General features: G+C 43.9%; 15 protein-coding genes. 11 read left to right on the top strand and 4 right to left on the bottom strand.

The window, feature by feature from the left end; translation table 11 throughout:
• Positions 1-24: 24 nt before the first annotated feature.
• Both sdaAA and sdaAB read right to left on the bottom strand, forming a co-directional pair.
• The gene (sdaAA, locus tag GMD3S_RS0204875; protein WP_000500033.1) at positions 25-897 is read right to left on the bottom strand and encodes an L-serine ammonia-lyase, iron-sulfur-dependent, subunit alpha; all 873 of its coding nucleotides are present in this window, start codon (positions 895-897) and stop codon (positions 25-27) included.
• A gap of 8 nt (positions 898-905) precedes the next feature.
• On the bottom strand, positions 906-1,577 hold the full coding sequence (gene sdaAB, locus GMD3S_RS0204870; RefSeq protein WP_000555868.1) for an L-serine ammonia-lyase, iron-sulfur-dependent subunit beta: 672 nt from the start codon (positions 1,575-1,577) through the stop codon (positions 906-908).
• A 241-nt stretch (positions 1,578-1,818) separates the two neighbouring features.
• On the opposite strand from sdaAB, the gene GMD3S_RS0204865 reads away from it, so the two are divergent.
• From GMD3S_RS0204865 to mnmG, 7 genes are all read left to right on the top strand, one after another.
• Positions 1,819-2,463 (top strand): LysM peptidoglycan-binding domain-containing protein, encoded by a 645-nt coding sequence (locus tag GMD3S_RS0204865; protein ID WP_000060317.1) that lies wholly within the window; start codon positions 1,819-1,821, stop codon positions 2,461-2,463.
• Positions 2,464-2,741: 278 nt separating this feature from the next.
• Complete coding sequence (locus GMD3S_RS0204860; RefSeq protein WP_001045254.1) at positions 2,742-3,548, top strand: ABC transporter substrate-binding protein; 807 nt, start codon at positions 2,742-2,744, stop codon at positions 3,546-3,548.
• A gap of 15 nt (positions 3,549-3,563) precedes the next feature.
• Entirely contained in the window at positions 3,564-4,760 is a 1,197-nt protein-coding gene (locus GMD3S_RS0204855; protein ID WP_000031908.1) for an argininosuccinate synthase, read from the top strand.
• Between the two features lie 27 nt (positions 4,761-4,787).
• Positions 4,788-6,179 (top strand): argininosuccinate lyase, encoded by a 1,392-nt coding sequence (argH, locus tag GMD3S_RS0204850; protein WP_000042249.1) that lies wholly within the window; start codon positions 4,788-4,790, stop codon positions 6,177-6,179.
• 427 nt (positions 6,180-6,606) lie between these two features.
• Positions 6,607-7,728 carry a tRNA 2-thiouridine(34) synthase MnmA gene (gene mnmA, locus GMD3S_RS0204845; RefSeq protein WP_001282959.1) on the top strand — a complete coding sequence of 374 codons (1,122 nt, stop codon included), beginning with the start codon at positions 6,607-6,609 and terminating at the stop codon, positions 7,726-7,728.
• A 140-nt stretch (positions 7,729-7,868) separates the two neighbouring features.
• A complete protein-coding gene (locus GMD3S_RS0204840; RefSeq protein WP_000193659.1) occupies positions 7,869-8,324 on the top strand; it encodes an NUDIX hydrolase in 456 nt (151 codons plus the stop codon).
• An 8-nt stretch (positions 8,325-8,332) separates the two neighbouring features.
• Positions 8,333-10,246: a tRNA uridine-5-carboxymethylaminomethyl(34) synthesis enzyme MnmG gene (mnmG, locus tag GMD3S_RS0204835; protein WP_000221904.1), complete on the top strand. Its 1,914-nt coding sequence runs from the start codon at positions 8,333-8,335 to the stop codon at positions 10,244-10,246.
• 164 nt (positions 10,247-10,410) lie between these two features.
• Here the strand turns inward: mnmG and rnjA are convergent, their stop codons facing one another.
• Positions 10,411-12,090 (bottom strand): ribonuclease J1, encoded by a 1,680-nt coding sequence (rnjA, locus tag GMD3S_RS0204830; RefSeq protein WP_000331965.1) that lies wholly within the window; start codon positions 12,088-12,090, stop codon positions 10,411-10,413.
• 1 nt (position 12,091) lies between these two features.
• Entirely contained in the window at positions 12,092-12,325 is a 234-nt protein-coding gene (locus GMD3S_RS0204825) for a DNA-dependent RNA polymerase subunit epsilon (RefSeq protein WP_000639583.1), read from the bottom strand.
• Between the two features lie 800 nt (positions 12,326-13,125).
• On the opposite strand from GMD3S_RS0204825, the gene GMD3S_RS0204820 reads away from it, so the two are divergent.
• From GMD3S_RS0204820 to tsaD, 4 genes are all read left to right on the top strand, one after another.
• Positions 13,126-13,341 carry a hypothetical protein gene (locus GMD3S_RS0204820; protein WP_000492027.1) on the top strand — a complete coding sequence of 72 codons (216 nt, stop codon included), beginning with the start codon at positions 13,126-13,128 and terminating at the stop codon, positions 13,339-13,341.
• A 334-nt stretch (positions 13,342-13,675) separates the two neighbouring features.
• Positions 13,676-14,362: a tRNA (adenosine(37)-N6)-threonylcarbamoyltransferase complex dimerization subunit type 1 TsaB gene (gene tsaB, locus GMD3S_RS0204815; protein ID WP_000865683.1), complete on the top strand. Its 687-nt coding sequence runs from the start codon at positions 13,676-13,678 to the stop codon at positions 14,360-14,362.
• A complete protein-coding gene (rimI, locus tag GMD3S_RS0204810; protein ID WP_000569857.1) occupies positions 14,359-14,796 on the top strand; it encodes a ribosomal protein S18-alanine N-acetyltransferase in 438 nt (145 codons plus the stop codon). Before tsaB ends, rimI begins: the two co-directional genes overlap by 4 nt.
• Positions 14,786-15,796 carry a tRNA (adenosine(37)-N6)-threonylcarbamoyltransferase complex transferase subunit TsaD gene (tsaD, locus tag GMD3S_RS0204805; RefSeq protein ID WP_000655027.1) on the top strand — a complete coding sequence of 337 codons (1,011 nt, stop codon included), beginning with the start codon at positions 14,786-14,788 and terminating at the stop codon, positions 15,794-15,796. The genes rimI and tsaD overlap by 11 nt, the downstream gene beginning before the upstream one ends.
• The last annotated feature ends 86 nt before the right edge of the window (positions 15,797-15,882 follow it).

Genomic DNA, 15,882 nt, shown 5'->3' with positions numbered 1-15,882 from the left:
TTCTCCTAATAGATATAGATAAGCTTATTCTCCGAAGATTTCTTTTTGTAGGCGACGACCAGTAGGTGTAGCGGCAAGTCCACCCTCAGCCGTTTCACGAAAGGCAGTTGGAAGACTTGATCCGACTTGGTACATGGCATCGATGACTTCGTCAACAGGGATCTTAGACTCGATACCTGCCAAGGCCATATCAGCTGCGATAAAGGCAAAGCTGGCTCCCATGGCATTGCGTTTGACACAGGGAACTTCAACCAAACCAGCGACGGGGTCGCAGATGAGGCCCAGCATATTTTTAATGACAAAGGCGATGGCTTGACTAGCCTGATAGGGCGTTCCACCTGCAGCCAAGGTCAAGGCTGCGGCACTCATGGCAGATGCAGAGCCAACCTCGGCCTGACAGCCACCTTCAGCACCTGAGATAGAGGCATTGTTTGCGATAACCAATCCAAAGGCACCAGCAGCAATGAGGAAATCCAGCTGTTCTTCGTGACTAAGGTCTAGTTTTTGGATAGCAGCAGTGAGAACGGCTGGCAAACAACCAGCACTTCCTGCGGTTGGAGTGGCGCAGACCAAGCCCATCTTAGCATTGTGTTCATTGACCGCGATGGCATTACGGGCTGCTGATAGGATGGTAAAGTCCGACAAGGCCTTGCCGCTTTTGAGATGGCGGTCTAGTTTGGCCGCATCTCCACCCGTTAAGCCACTGCGGGATTTATTTTCACTGAGACCGAGCTCGACAGAGGCTTTCATGACTTCTAGATTGCGTTCCATGAGGAGGAGAACTTCTGGCCGTTCTCGACCGGTTAATTGATATTCGGTTGCAATCATGAGTTCTGCGACATTTCCTTGGAAATCTAGATCTGCTTGCTCGACCAATTCTTTGATAGAATAAAACATGTTTCCTCCTACTTAAAGAAATTGACATTATGGAGATGAGGGATTTTTCGGATTTCTTCAATCGCCTCTTCGCAACTTCGACTATCGACTTCGATAATCATGATGGCTTTTTCTCCAGCTTTTTCTCGAGTCACATTCATCTGCGCGATATTGATATCGAAACGAGAGAGGGCTTCAGTGACATGGGCAATCATACCTGGAACATCCTGATGCACGATGATAATGGTTGGTGTGTTCATGTTGAGAGAGACAGCAAAGCCGTTAAGTTCCGTAACTTGGATATTTCCTCCACCGATGGAAATTCCTGTCACACTGATGGATTTGTGTTCATTCTTCACAGTAATTTTAGTGGTATTAGGATGAGGAGCGTTGCTATCTTTCTGAATGGTCCAGACAATCTTGATACCGCGTTTATGGGCAATCTCAAGGCTATTTGGAATATCGGGATCGTCCGTATCCATACCTAAAATACCAGCGACGAGAGCAAGGTCCGTTCCATGACCACGGTAGGTTTTGGCAAAGGAGTTAAATAATTGGAATTCGACTTCTGTCGGCGTATCGTCAAAGATGGAAGAGACGATTTTCCCGATGCGAACAGCTCCAGCTGTGTGGCTACTTGATGGGCCAATCATGACAGGTCCGATAATGTCAAAGACAGATTGAAAACGAAGTGAGTGCATCTGTTTCCCCTTACAAAGATTCTTATATCTATTATATCAAAGAATGGACCTCTGCGCTTATTTCCCTTATCAAAAGCTTAAAATGATTAAAGATAGTATAAAATAAGGTCTTTTGTGACAAAAACCTCCTTAAAACGGTAAATATAAAACATTTTTGTAATATTTCTACATAAAACCGTTAAACAACGGTAACATTTAAAAGGTATCATAGATATATCCAATGGAAGGAGAATTTTTAGATATGTCATTAACAACTAAAAAAATTAAAACAACTATCGCAGGAGTAGCAGCTTTGCTTGCTTTCTTTGCTCCATCACTTGCATCTGCCCAAGAAACTGTAACTTACACAGTTAAATCAGGTGATACTCTTTCAGAAATCGCTGAGAAGTACAACACAACTGTTGAAAAATTGGCAGCAAAAAACAACATCAAAGATATTCATCTTATCTATGTTGACCAAGTTTTGGTTATCGAAGGAACAGCTCCATCGACAGCAACTGCAACCGCTGCAGCTTCAGCAACAACTTATGAAGCCCCAGCAACTGCGGAAGAAATTGCAGAAGAAGCAACTGAAACAACTGCAACAACAACTTATGAAGCCCCAGCTGCACCTGCAGCTCCAGCAGCAGAAAGCAACACTGCAGCAGCTTCTACTGTAAGTGGTTCTGAAGCAGAAGCCAAAGAATGGATCGCTCAAAAAGAATCAGGTGGTAGCTACACTGCTACAAACGGACGTTACATCGGACGTTACCAATTGACAGATTCATACTTGAACGGTGACTACTCAGCTGAAAACCAAGAACGTGTAGCAGATGCCTACGTTGCAGGACGTTACGGTTCATGGACAGCTGCCAAGAACTTCTGGCTTAACAACGGTTGGTATTAAGAATAAAAGAGTCCTTTAGGACTCTTTTTTTGTTTCTCTATAACAAAAAGTGTAAGGAGCTTCTCAGCAATGTTCTATTTGTATAATTCCAACGAAATTCTTCAAATTGTTTTAAAACTCAAATAGTATAAATAAGCTTATTATGTGTAAAAATATATCATATAATAAGCTTTTTCTTGATTAAAATGAAATAAAATACAGTTTTCTCTTGACAAACAAGGTCGAGAAGAGTATTATTTATACAATAATAAAGTATAAAAATAAAAGGAGGCTCTTCTATGAATAAAGTGAAGAAGGTGTTGATGACGATGTTTGGTTTGCTTATGTTTCCCTTATTATTTGCTTGTAGTAACACTCAATCCCAAGGTGTTGAAGCCATTAAGGCTAAAGGAAAATTGGTGGTGGCCCTAAATCCAGAGTTTGCTCCATTTGAATACCAGAAATTGGTCGATGGGAAAAATCAGATTGTAGGTTCAGATGTTGAGCTCGCCAAAGCCATCGCAAAGGAACTAGGTGTAGAAGTGGAGTTCTCTCCAATGAGTTTTGACAATGTACTGGCTAGTCTTGATTCAGGCAAGGCCGATCTTGCCATATCAGGTGTTTCTAAAACGGAGGAGAGAAGTCAAGTTTACGATTTTTCAATTCCCTACTACACTTCGAAAAATAAGGTTATCGTAAGAAAATCTGAATTAACGAATTACCAATCAGTCAAGGATTTGGCTCAGAAAAAGGTTGGAGCGCAGAAAGGTTCTATCCAGGAAACTCTGGCCAAAGAAACCTTGCAGAATGCTTCTCTCGTTTCACTTCCTAAAAATGGAAATTTGATAACAGAATTGAAATCAGGGCAACTGGATGCAGTTATCTTTGAGGAACCAGTGGCGAAAGGCTTTGTAGAGAATAATCCAGACCTAGCCATCGCTGAGTTTGATTTTGACAATGACAAAGAAGATTCCTATGCTGTTGCGATGAAAAAAGACAGTAAAGAATTAAAAGAGGCGGTTGACAAAACCATCCAGAAGTTGAAGGATTCTGGGGAATTGGACAAATTGATTGATGATGCTTTTAAAGCCTCTATCGAAAAATAGAAAGAAGGAAGAGAAATGAGTAAGGAAAAAGTTATTTTAGCCTATTCAGGTGGATTGGATACATCAGTTGCTATTACATGGTTAAAAAAAGACTATGATGTGATCGCTGTTTGTATGGATGTGGGGGAAGGAAAAGATTTGGAGTTCATCCATGATAAAGCTCTCAAGGTTGGAGCTGTAGAGTCTTATGTCATTGATGTTAAGGAAGAATTTGCTAATGACTATGTTTTAGTGGCCCTTCAGGCTCATGCCTACTATGAACAAAAGTATCCCTTGGTATCTGCTCTGAGTCGCCCTCTTATTTCAAAAAAACTCGTTGAAATAGCTCATCAGACGGGGGCAACTACAATTGCCCATGGTTGTACAGGCAAGGGAAACGACCAAGTTCGGTTTGAAGTCTCTATTGCAGCTTTGGATCCCAATTTAAAGGTAGTTGCACCTGTTCGTGAGTGGAAATGGTCTCGTGAAGAAGAAATCCAATATGCAAAAGAAAATGGCGTCCCAGTTCCTGCTGACCTTGACAATCCTTACTCTGTCGATCAAAATCTTTGGGGACGTGCAAATGAATGTGGTGTCTTGGAAAATCCTTGGAACCAAGCGCCAGAAGAAGCATTTGGAATCACATCTTCACCAGAAGAGGCACCAGACAGTCCAGAATTTATTGACATTGAGTTTAGTTGCGGGGTGCCTATCTCCCTCAATGGTGAGAAGATGAAAGTGGCGGATTTGATTCAAAAACTAAATGAAATTGCGGGTAAACACGGTGTTGGTCGTATTGACCATGTGGAAAATCGCCTAGTCGGTATTAAGTCAAGAGAGATTTATGAGTGCCCAGGTGCTGTGACTTTATTGGCAGCTCATAAGGAGATTGAGGACTTGACTCTTGTGAGAGAAGTGGCTCATTTCAAACCTATTATCGAAAATGAGTTGTCCAATCTCATCTATAATGCCTTGTGGTTTAGCCCAGCAACTCAGGCTTTGATTGCCTATATCAAGGAGACACAGAAAGTTGTCAATGGAACTGCAAAAGTTAAACTCTACAAGGGGAACGCCCAGGTAGTGGCTCGGAAATCTCCAAATTCTCTTTACGATGAAAATTTGGCGACTTATACTAGTGCGGATACTTTTGACCAAGATGCGGCTGTTGGTTTTATCAAGCTTTGGGGGCTTCCGACTAAGGTTTATTCAGAAGTTCAGAAAAATGTTGAGTAGTGACGCGATAGAAAGGGACGACAGAATATGTCGAAAAATACAAAATTATGGGGTGGTCGATTTGAAGGCACTGTGGAAGAGTGGGTAGAACAGTTCGGTGCGAGTATTTCCTTTGACCACCAGCTGGCAAAATTTGATTTGATGGGTTCCCTAGCTCATGTTCAAATGCTAGGACAGACTGGTATTTTAAGTTTGGAAGAGGCAGAGCAGATCCAAGATGGTCTGCAAGCTTTGTTGCGAGATTTAGAGGCGGGAGAGCTTCATTTTGATATTGCAAATGAAGATATTCATATGAATATGGAAGTGTTGCTGACAGAGAAAATCGGTCCTCTGGCTGGGAAACTACACACGGCCCGTTCTCGGAATGACCAAGTCGCAACGGATATGCACTTATATCTAAAGGAGCAGCTTGGGCATGTCTTGGATAAGTTGGCGAATCTGAACAGTGTTTTGCTGGATTTGGCTGAAAAACATGTGGAAACCATCATGCCAGGCTATACCCATTTGCAGCACGCCCAACCGATTAGTCTTGCCCACCATCTCATGGCTTATTACAATATGTTTCAAAGGGACAGCGAGCGTTTTGCATTTAACTTGAAACATACGGACCTGTCTCCCCTGGGTGCGGCTGCTTTGGCGGGGACAACATTTCCAATCAATCGTCAATTATCGAGTGATTTATTGGGCTTCCAACAACCCTATACCAATTCCTTGGACGCAGTGAGTGACCGTGATTTTATCTTAGAATTTCTGTCAAATGCCAGCATTTTGATGATGCATATGAGCCGTTTTTGTGAGGAAATCATCAATTGGTGCAGTTTTGAGTATCAGTACATTAGCTTGTCTGATAGCTTTTCAACGGGTTCGTCTATCATGCCCCAGAAGAAAAATCCTGATATGGCGGAATTGATTCGAGGGAAGACAGGACGGGTTTACGGGCACTTGCTTGGACTATTGACCGTCATGAAGTCTTTGCCTCTGGCCTATAATAAGGATTTGCAAGAGGACAAGGAAGTCATGTTTGATACAGTAGAAACGATTTTAAATTCTCTGGATGTGCTGGCAGGTATGCTATCGAGCATGCAGGTTAATAAGGCCAAAATGCAGCAATCTACAGAGAATGATTTTTCGAATGCGACCGAACTGGCAGATTATTTGGCTGAAAAAGGTCTTCCCTTTAGAGAAGCGCATGAAATAGTAGGGAAATTGGTTCTAGACTCTATCAAGCATGGTAAAAATATTCAAGATTGGGATTTGGAGGAGTTGCAAGTCTACCATCCCTTGATTGAAGAGGATATTTATATCTACTTGCGCCCAGAAACCGCTGTTCAGAGACGGAATTCCTTAGGAGGAACCGGCTTTGAGCAAGTGAAATACCAGATAGAACAAGCGAAGAAAGAACTTAAAGGGGAAAATTGATTCGTTTGCAAAGGAAGAAAGAGAGGTTGAGATGATTTATCAGCCTCTTTCTTGTCTTCTCCAACCAAGCGTGTTATAATGAATACTGCTCAAGCGACCTTCAATCGTTAAAGCACACACGACCTTCAATCGTGAACTGGTCATTTCGTTTATCTTTTATTACGTCGTTAACTCGAAATGAGATGCAAGCTGAGCTTGTCTGATTTATAACCTCAATCAGTCTCCCAGACTGATTGAGCGAACTCGAGATATGCCTGCGACTCGTTGCCTATCATATTTTCATTTTAAGATGATAGGCTAAAATGGTCTCCCAGACCATTTTACTCCTAAAAGCAAACGAAAAGACTATACTCGAAGAAATTCTATTGAAAGTCATAGTAAATAGAATTTTGAGGGTATGAATAAACGAATAGATGGGAGACTTACCATGAGTGATAACTCTAAAACACGTGTTGTTGTGGGGATGAGTGGTGGTGTTGATTCGTCGGTGACGGCTCTCTTGCTCAAGGAGCAGGGCTACGATGTGATCGGTATCTTCATGAAGAACTGGGATGACACAGATGAAAACGGCGTCTGTACGGCGACCGAAGATTACAAGGATGTGGCTGCGGTGGCAGACCAGATCGGCATTCCTTACTACTCTGTCAATTTTGAAAAAGAGTACTGGGACCGCGTCTTTGAGTATTTCCTAGCGGAATACCGTGCAGGGCGCACGCCAAATCCAGATGTTATGTGTAACAAGGAAATCAAGTTCAAGGCCTTTTTGGACTATGCTATGACCTTGGGTGCAGACTATGTAGCGACTGGGCATTATGCTCGAGTGGTGCGTGATGAGGATGGCACTGTTCACATGCTTCGTGGCGTGGACAATGGCAAGGACCAGACCTATTTCCTCAGTCAACTTTCGCAAGAACAACTCCAAAAAACCATGTTCCCATTGGGACATTTGGAAAAGCCTGAAGTTCGCAGACTCGCAGAAGAAGCAGGACTTGCGACTGCTAAGAAGAAAGACTCGACAGGGATTTGTTTTATCGGAGAAAAGAACTTTAAAAACTTTCTCAGTAACTACCTACCAGCTCAGCCTGGTCGCATGATGACTGTGGATGGACGCGATATGGGTGAGCATGCAGGTCTGATGTATTATACGATTGGTCAGCGTGGCGGACTCGGTATTGGAGGCCAACACGGCGGTGACAATGCACCGTGGTTCGTTGTCGGAAAAGACCTAAGCAAGAATATCCTCTATGTAGGCCAAGGATTCTACCATGACTCGCTTATGTCAACAAGCCTAGAAGCCAGTCAAGTCCACTTTACTCGTAACATGCCAGAGGAATTTACACTAGAATGTACGGCTAAATTCCGCTACCGTCAGCCTGATTCTAAGGTGACAGTACATGTCAAAGGAGACAAGGCAGAAGTTATCTTTGCGGAACCGCAACGCGCCATCACACCAGGACAGGCAGTTGTCTTTTATGATGGCGAAGAGTGTCTAGGTGGCGGTTTGATTGACAATGCCTACCGCGATGGACAAGTTTGTCAGTACATTTAGATTGACAAATTTTCTCAATTTGCTACAATAATAAAAGCAATAGAAATGATGGTCAAAGCTCATGGATGTTGCAGGCTTTTTTGCCCTGCACTTCTTACGAGTTTTGACTGTTTTTGTGTCGTTTAAGGGAAAGGACAAAAATGACTCAACAAGACTTTCGGACAACAGTGGGAGACACGGTCTTTGGTGTTCGGGCGGCAGCCTTGATTCTCCAAAATGGCAAGCTCCTAGTTACTAAAGACAAGGGTAAATATTACACTATCGGCGGTGCGATTCAAGTCAATGAAAGTACGGAAGACGCGGTAGTCCGTGAAGTGAAGGAAGAACTAGGTGTCAAAGCTCAAGCTGGGCAGCTAGCTTTCGTGGTTGAAAATCGTTTTGAACAGGACGGTGTTTCCTATCACAACATCGAGTTTCATTATCTAGTGGACTTGCTTGAGGACGCCCCATTGACCATGCAAGAAGATGAGAAAAAGCAACCCTGTGAGTGGATTGACTTGGATAAACTTGAGGAGTTCCAGCTAGTTCCAGCCTTTTTAAAAACAGCCCTACCAGAATGGAACGGCCAACTAAAACACATTCATCTTGAGGAATAGGAGAGAAAATGACTTATAATTTTACGGAAGAATACGATATTATTGTAATTGGTGCGGGGCACGCGGGGGTAGAAGCATCTCTAGCAGCCAGCCGTATGGGCTGTAAGGTCTTGCTTGCGACCATCAACATTGAAATGCTGGCTTTCATGCCTTGTAATCCTTCTATCGGTGGCTCTGCCAAGGGGATTGTCGTGCGTGAAGTGGATGCCCTTGGTGGTGAAATGGCTAAAACCATTGACAAGACCTACATCCAGATGAAGATGCTCAACACTGGGAAAGGTCCAGCTGTCCGTGCCCTTCGTGCGCAGGCTGACAAGGAGCTTTACTCTAAGGAGATGCGCAAGACAGTTGAAAATCAAGAGAATCTCACCCTTCGTCAAACCATGATTGATGAGATTTTGGTGGAAGATGGTAAGGTTGTCGGTGTGCGTACAGCTACCCATCAAGAATATGCTGCTAAGGCTGTTATCGTGACGACAGGGACTGCACTCCGTGGGGAAATCATCATCGGAGACCTCAAGTATTCGTCAGGTCCTAACCACAGTCTGGCTTCGATTAACCTTGCTGACAATCTCAAGGAACTGGGACTCGAAATTGGTCGTTTCAAGACAGGAACGCCTCCACGTGTCAAGGCTTCCTCTATCAATTACGATGTGACAGAGATTCAGCCAGGAGATGAAGCGCCAAATCACTTCTCCTACACTTCACGTGATGAGGACTATGTCAAGGACCAGGTGCCATGCTGGTTGACCTACACCAACGGTACCAGTCATGAGATTATCCAAAACAACCTCCACCGTGCGCCTATGTTCACAGGTGTGGTCAAGGGAGTTGGGCCTCGTTACTGTCCATCGATTGAGGACAAGATTGTACGCTTTGCGGACAAGGAACGCCACCAACTCTTCCTAGAGCCAGAAGGGCGCAATACAGAGGAAGTTTATGTCCAAGGACTTTCAACCAGTCTGCCTGAGGATGTCCAACGTGACTTGGTTCATTCCATCAAAGGTTTGGAAAATGCTGAGATGATGCGAACTGGTTATGCCATTGAGTATGACATGGTCTTGCCTCATCAGTTGCGTGCGACACTAGAAACCAAGAAAATCTCAGGACTTTTCACAGCTGGTCAGACAAATGGTACATCTGGTTACGAAGAAGCTGCTGGCCAAGGGATTATCGCGGGTATTAATGCGGCTCTGAAAATCCAAGGCAAGCCTGAATTGATTTTGAAGCGCAGTGACGGTTATATCGGGGTCATGATTGACGACTTGGTGACCAAGGGCACCATTGAACCTTACCGTCTCTTGACCAGTCGAGCTGAATACCGTCTCATCCTCCGTCATGACAATGCAGATATGCGTTTGACCGAGATGGGACGCGAGATTGGCCTTGTGGATGATGAACGTTGGGCTCGCTTTGAAATCAAGAAAAATCAATTTGACAATGAGATGAAGCGTCTAGACAGTATCAAACTAAAGCCGGTCAAAGAAACCAATGCCAAGGTTGAGGAGATGGGCTTCAAGCCGTTGACAGATGCAGTGACAGCCAAAGAATTTCTCCGTCGACCAGAAGTTTCTTACCAAGATGTAGTGGCCTTCATCGGGCCAGCTGCTGAGGATTTGGATGACAAGATTATCGAATTAATTGAAACAGAAATCAAGTACGAAGGATATATTTCCAAAGCTATGGACCAGGTTGCCAAGATGAAACGCATGGAAGAAAAACGCATTCCAGCCAATATTGACTGGGATGATATTGATTCCATCGCAACAGAAGCTCGCCAGAAGTTCAAACTCATCAATCCAGAAACCATCGGCCAAGCAAGCCGTATTTCGGGAGTAAATCCAGCAGATATTTCTATTTTGATGGTGTATCTGGAAGGTAAAAATCGTAGTATTTCTAAAACTCTTCAAAAATCAAAATGATACGTCGTCGGCTTCAGCTCACCTAACTTAAGTTATGCTTTCGCCTAGCCTTCTAGTCTGATTTCGATTTTTATTGAGTTTCAATCTCAAAAGAAAGCATAGAAAAAACAGCTCCGAAGACGGGGCTGTTTTTTTGACTTATATTCAATGAAAATCAAAGAGTATTATTCTTCATCTGGTGTGAGGATCATAGGGATAATAATCGGTTCACGTTCGGTATTTTCATAGAGGAAAGGACGAATGGCGTTGACAATGGCGCCATTGACAGATTGCACGCTAGCATCTTTGTTCTTCAGTGCGATACGAATTGCATTGAAGAGGATGCGCTGGCTTTGGCGAATCAAGTCTCCAGATTCTCTCATGTAGACAAAGCCGCGGCTGAGAATATCTGGACCAGACAAGATCATTTTAGACTTGAAGTCAACAGTTGCGACTGCTAGAACGACACCATCTTCAGATAGATCTCTACGATCTTTGAGGACGGCTGCACCGATTTCACCGATACGATTTCCATCAACATAGATGTCTTGGGCGTTGAAATGCCCAGCGATACGAGCAGAATCTGCAGTAAGGGCAAGGACATCACCATTGCTCATGATAAAGATATTGTCCTTCTCGACACCCGTATCCACCGCTAGTCCAGCGTGGACTTTTTGCATGCGGTATTCACCATGGACAGGCATGAAGTATTTTGGCTTGATCAAGCGGAGCATGAGTTTTTGCTCTTGCTGACCACCGTGTCCAGAGGTGTGGATATTGTTAATCTTTCCGTGGATGACTTCGACACCAGCTTCTGAGATAATGTTAATCAACTTGTTGACGCTAGTAGTATTTCCAGGGATTGGACTTGAAGAGAAGATAACGGTATCGCCGGGTTGGAGTTGCACTTGACGGTGGGTTCCGTTAGCGATACGAGAGAGGGCTGCCATTGGCTCGCCTTGACTACCTGTACAGAGGATCAGAACCTCGCCTGCAGGATAGTCTTTGATTTCATTTGGCTCGATAAAGGTTCCCTTAGGAGCTTTGATGTAGCCAAGCTCGATACCGTTGACAATGGCCTTTTCCATCGAACGTCCAAAGACAGCAATCTTGCGTCCAGTCTTAACTGCAGCATCCGTTGCTTGCTGGAGACGGAAGATATTTGAGGCAAAGGATGCGAAGATGATGCGTCCTTCAATGCCTTGGATAATCTTCATGATGGACTGACCAACGACCTTTTCAGAGTTGGTAAAGGTTGGCACTTCTGCATTTGTCGAGTCAGAGAGGAGGCAGAGTACGCCTTCTTCACCAAGGGCTGCCATCCGGTGCAAGTCCGCAGGTTCCCCAACTGGAGTAAAGTCAAACTTAAAGTCACCCGTACAGACGATTTTCCCTTGAGGAGTATGAATGACAATTCCCAAAGGTTCTGGAATAGAGTGAGTGGTTCTAAAGAAAGTTGCCTTGAGATTTTTAAAGGTCAACTCAGTATTGTGGTTGATTTCGTAAAGTTTGGCGTTGCGTAAGAGACCGTGTTCTTCGAGTTTTCCACGGATCAAAGCCAAGGCAAGTGGCCCAGCGTAGATAGGGACATTTGCTTGCTTGAGCAGGAAGGGAATCCCACCGATGTGGTCCTCGTGTCCGTGTGTGATCAAGACAGCCTTGACGCGGTCGATATTGTCCACGATGTAAGAGTAGTCGGGGATAACGTAGTCGATACCGAGCAAGTCATCTTCTGGGAATTTAATCCCAGCATCGACGATGATAATCTCGTCTTGGTATTCAATTCCGTAAGTGTTTTTCCCGATTTCTCCCAGACCACCGATGGCAAAAACGCCGACTTCTTCAGGTTTAAGAGTGTAGGCCATATTAGAACTCCGTAATCTCGAAAGCGCCAGTTTCTTTTTCGTAATCTAGCAATTTGTCAGACAAGAGTTCGATATACTCGATGTTGTACTCTGGGCGGTTTTCTTCAACAAGTTGGCGAGCAGAGATACGGCCCTCAAGTTCTGAGTTGGCATCGATGTCTAGGTAAAGTGAGCGTGTTGTTTCACGACGTGGGCTACGTTCTTTTGTTTCTTGATAAAAAACTTTGTAAATCATATAGTTCCTTTCTATTTACAGGTCAGCTTATTCCAAACTTTTAGCAGAGATTTGCTTGATTTCATTCCATTTTGTGTCTAGATTGACCTTGATTCGTTACAATTATTTCAATTATACCATAAAATGAAAAATTAGTAAAAGACGGAAATGGAGAAAGTCTGGAGGGGAAGAAGGAGCAAAAAGACAGGTAGGATTTGGTCGGAGAGCGCTTAGGTGTTATAATGAAAGGGGGAATCTAAAGAGATAGTAGATTTAAGGAAGAATATAGTTCTAGTTTCATTAATCGTTGGTGTAGATGGTTGGGGCAGAATGATATCTTTGAAAAAAGAAAAAGCCCTTGAGAAATCTCGAGAGCAACCAAAAAGGCTGAGACAAAATTAAGGGATCTTTCTGAGCAAGCTTAAGGGGCAGCACCATTACCTGAAGTGATTGAATCACAACTTTTGAAAGACTTGTCACCAAGTCAGACCAAATCTCAACCTTTACCCCATTTTATCATTTACTCAGCTAAGAAATCAATCTATAAGTATAACGATGTAGAAACAGCATGAAGTGGAGTGCTTACTAAAGAGGCAAAGAAAAGCCCTTGACCGAAATCAAGAGCCGTCAAACACTGGGGGCGAATTGTTCAATCGCAATTTCAGTTCTTTAGAAACCAAAGTTTCAGGGATAGCACTGCAACCCGAAGAGTCAACGACTCAACCTGATTTTCCTACCAATGTTGAATTACATTTTAACATTGATAGACCAACATTGTCAACAGTTTAAATAAAAAAGGAATACCAGAAGGAGGATTAAGAATGTTTAGTTTGTTTGAATTTGCAGTAGGGGTTCGCCTCTTGATGTTTGTAGCCTTTGTAGCTTGTGTCTATGGGGGGAATGCCCTGTTTGTGCATCTGGAACACCGCAAAACAAAGTTCCTTTGGAAGCTTGCTTTTGTGACGCTCTATTCAATTTTTCTTCTCCTGGTCACCTATGTTGTCTGGTTCGTTTTCTACTTTGGTTTAAATGCCTAAAGTCAATTATTCATCTAAATATACAGAAAATCCACCTCGTCTTGATAGATGGGATGGACTTTTTCTATTTTTAGGTGCTATCTTTATTGTTATGACGATGATTTCTCACATCGAAAATCGAGTTGAAACATAAATGCATGATCCAAATTTTTTACAAAGAACCTTTCAATTTCCTTGTTCACTTTTCTATTCAAAAAAGATATAACTTTTTTAAATTTTTTGTGTAGAATTGCTTGTCTAAGTGGCAGGCCTCTTTTGTTTCAAAACAAAGAAAATTCCCATGCGCTAGCTTTTGTAGTATAATAGTAAACAGACAAAAAGATAGGAATATGTTATGAAAGTATTAGCTTTTGATACGTCCAGCAAGGCTCTTTCTCTAGCCATTTTAGAGGACAAGCAGGTTCTTGCTGAGACTATGATCAATATCAAGAAAAATCACAGTATTACCCTCATGCCTGCCATCGATTTTTTGATGGGCAGTCTGGATTGGACACCCAAGGATTTGGATCGTATCGTAGTTGCTCAAGGTCCGGGCAGCTACACAGGTCTGAGAATTGCGGTGGCGACAGCCAAGACTCTGGCCCATACCCTCAAGATTGAGCTGGTTGGTGTGTCTAGTTTGCTGGCTTTAGTTCCAGAGCAGGTGGAAGGTTTGGTCATTCCTGTCATGGATGCCCGCCGCAATAATGTCTATGCTGGCTTTTACCAGTCTGGTCAGGCTGTGTGGCCGGAAGCTCATCTGCCTTTGGCAGAGGTTTTGGAAATAGCTGGCGCTGCTAACCAGTCAGTCACCTTTGTCGGAGAGACAGCAGCTTTTACGGAGCAGATTGAAGTGGCTCTTCCTCAGGCTACCCTTCAGCCAACTTTGCCAAACGCGGCGGCTGTTGGTCGTCTCGGTTTAGACCTGCCTTCCCAGTCCATTCATGACTTTGTTCCTAACTATCTCAAGCGTGTTGAGGCTGAGGAAAACTGGCTCAAGAACCATACCGAGTCTGGTGAGTCCTACATTAAACGTCTATGATAGAAATCAAAAGAATCCAAAGACAGCCTGACCTGGCTCAAGCAATCTACGCTGTTATGGTAACAGTTTACCCAGTCAGTCCTTGGGCACTGGAACAAATCCAAGCAGACCTGTCCCAAGACCAGACTTGGTACGCTCTAGCTTATGATGGGGCAGAAGTGATTGGCTTTCTAGCCGTTCAGGAGAATCTCTTTGAAGCAGAAGTCTTGCAGATTGCTGTACTGCCTAGCTATCAGGGTCAGGGAATTGCGTCAGCCTTGTTTGCTCAATTGCCAGCGGATAAGGAGATTTTCCTCGAAGTCAGAAAGTCAAACCAACGAGCGCAAGCATTTTACAAGAAAGAAAAGATGGCGGTCATCGCTGAGCGAAAGGCCTACTACCATGACCCAGTCGAGGACGCCATCATCATGAAGAGAGAAATAGATGAAGGATAGATATATTTTAGCATTTGAGACATCCTGTGATGAGACCAGTGTTGCCGTACTGAAAAACGATGACGAGCTCTTGTCCAATGTCATTGCGAGTCAAATTGAGAGTCACAAGCGTTTTGGGGGCGTAGTACCAGAAGTAGCTAGTCGTCACCATGTCGAGGTTATTACAGCCTGCATCGAGGAGGCGCTAGCAGAAGCAGGGATTACCGAAGCGGATGTGACAGCTGTTGCCGTTACTTATGGACCTGGATTGGTTGGAGCACTGCTAGTTGGTTTGTCAGCTGCCAAGGCTTTTGCTTGGGCTCATGGACTTCCGATGATCCCCGTTAACCACATGGCTGGTCACCTTATGGCGGCTCAGAGTGTGGAGCCTTTGGAGTTTCCCTTGCTAGCTCTCTTGGTCAGCGGTGGGCACACAGAGTTGGTCTATGTGTCAGAGGCTGGGGATTACAAGATTGTTGGAGAAACGCGGGATGATGCGGTTGGTGAGGCCTATGACAAGGTCGGCCGTGTCATGGGATTGACTTATCCAGCAGGTCGCGAGATTGACGAGTTGGCTCATCAGGGACAGGATGTGTATGATTTCCCTCGTGCCATGATCAAGGAAGATAATCTGGAGTTTTCATTTTCAGGTTTGAAGTCTGCCTTTATCAATCTTCACCACAATGCCGAGCAAAAGGGAGAAAGCTTGTCCAAGAAAGATCTGTCAGCTTCCTTCCAAGCTGCGGTCATGGATATTCTTATGACCAAAACCAAGAAGGCCTTGGAGAAATATCCTGTTAAAACTCTAGTTGTAGCAGGTGGCGTGGCTGCCAATAAAGGGCTCAGAGAACGACTAGCAGCTGAAATCACAGATGTCAAGGTTATCATCCCTCCCCTACGCCTTTGCGGAGACAACGCGGGTATGATTGCCTATGCCAGCGTCAGCGAGTGGAATAAAGAAAACTTTGCAGGCTTGGACCTCAACGCCAAACCAAGCCTCGCCTTTGATACTATGGAATAAAGAGTCAGCTTGAGGCTGGCTTTTTTACTCCGGAAAATGTCAGAATATTTTGACAAAGCTGTAAAAATGATGATATAATATGTAAA

The organism is Streptococcus sp. GMD3S (assembly GCF_000298695.2).
Classification (GTDB): Bacteria; Bacillota; Bacilli; order Lactobacillales; family Streptococcaceae; genus Streptococcus.
This window is presented reverse-complemented; position numbering and strand designations above follow the sequence as displayed.

Coding starts and splice junctions, on each gene's coding strand:
- tsaD (WP_000655027.1), top strand. CDS start 14,786: ATGAAGGATAGATATATTTTAGCATTTGAGACATCCTGTGATGAGACC.
- GMD3S_RS0204820 (WP_000492027.1), top strand. CDS start 13,126: ATGTTTAGTTTGTTTGAATTTGCAGTAGGGGTTCGCCTCTTGATGTTT.
- rnjA (WP_000331965.1), bottom strand. CDS start 12,090: ATGGCCTACACTCTTAAACCTGAAGAAGTCGGCGTTTTTGCCATCGGT.
- mnmA (WP_001282959.1), top strand. CDS start 6,607: ATGAGTGATAACTCTAAAACACGTGTTGTTGTGGGGATGAGTGGTGGT.
- GMD3S_RS0204865 (WP_000060317.1), top strand. CDS start 1,819: ATGTCATTAACAACTAAAAAAATTAAAACAACTATCGCAGGAGTAGCA.
- tsaB (WP_000865683.1), top strand. CDS start 13,676: ATGAAAGTATTAGCTTTTGATACGTCCAGCAAGGCTCTTTCTCTAGCC.
- argH (WP_000042249.1), top strand. CDS start 4,788: ATGTCGAAAAATACAAAATTATGGGGTGGTCGATTTGAAGGCACTGTG.
- sdaAA (WP_000500033.1), bottom strand. CDS start 897: ATGTTTTATTCTATCAAAGAATTGGTCGAGCAAGCAGATCTAGATTTC.
- GMD3S_RS0204825 (WP_000639583.1), bottom strand. CDS start 12,325: ATGATTTACAAAGTTTTTTATCAAGAAACAAAAGAACGTAGCCCACGT.
- rimI (WP_000569857.1), top strand. CDS start 14,359: ATGATAGAAATCAAAAGAATCCAAAGACAGCCTGACCTGGCTCAAGCA.
- GMD3S_RS0204860 (WP_001045254.1), top strand. CDS start 2,742: ATGAATAAAGTGAAGAAGGTGTTGATGACGATGTTTGGTTTGCTTATG.
- GMD3S_RS0204840 (WP_000193659.1), top strand. CDS start 7,869: ATGACTCAACAAGACTTTCGGACAACAGTGGGAGACACGGTCTTTGGT.
- mnmG (WP_000221904.1), top strand. CDS start 8,333: ATGACTTATAATTTTACGGAAGAATACGATATTATTGTAATTGGTGCG.
- sdaAB (WP_000555868.1), bottom strand. CDS start 1,577: ATGCACTCACTTCGTTTTCAATCTGTCTTTGACATTATCGGACCTGTC.
- GMD3S_RS0204855 (WP_000031908.1), top strand. CDS start 3,564: ATGAGTAAGGAAAAAGTTATTTTAGCCTATTCAGGTGGATTGGATACA.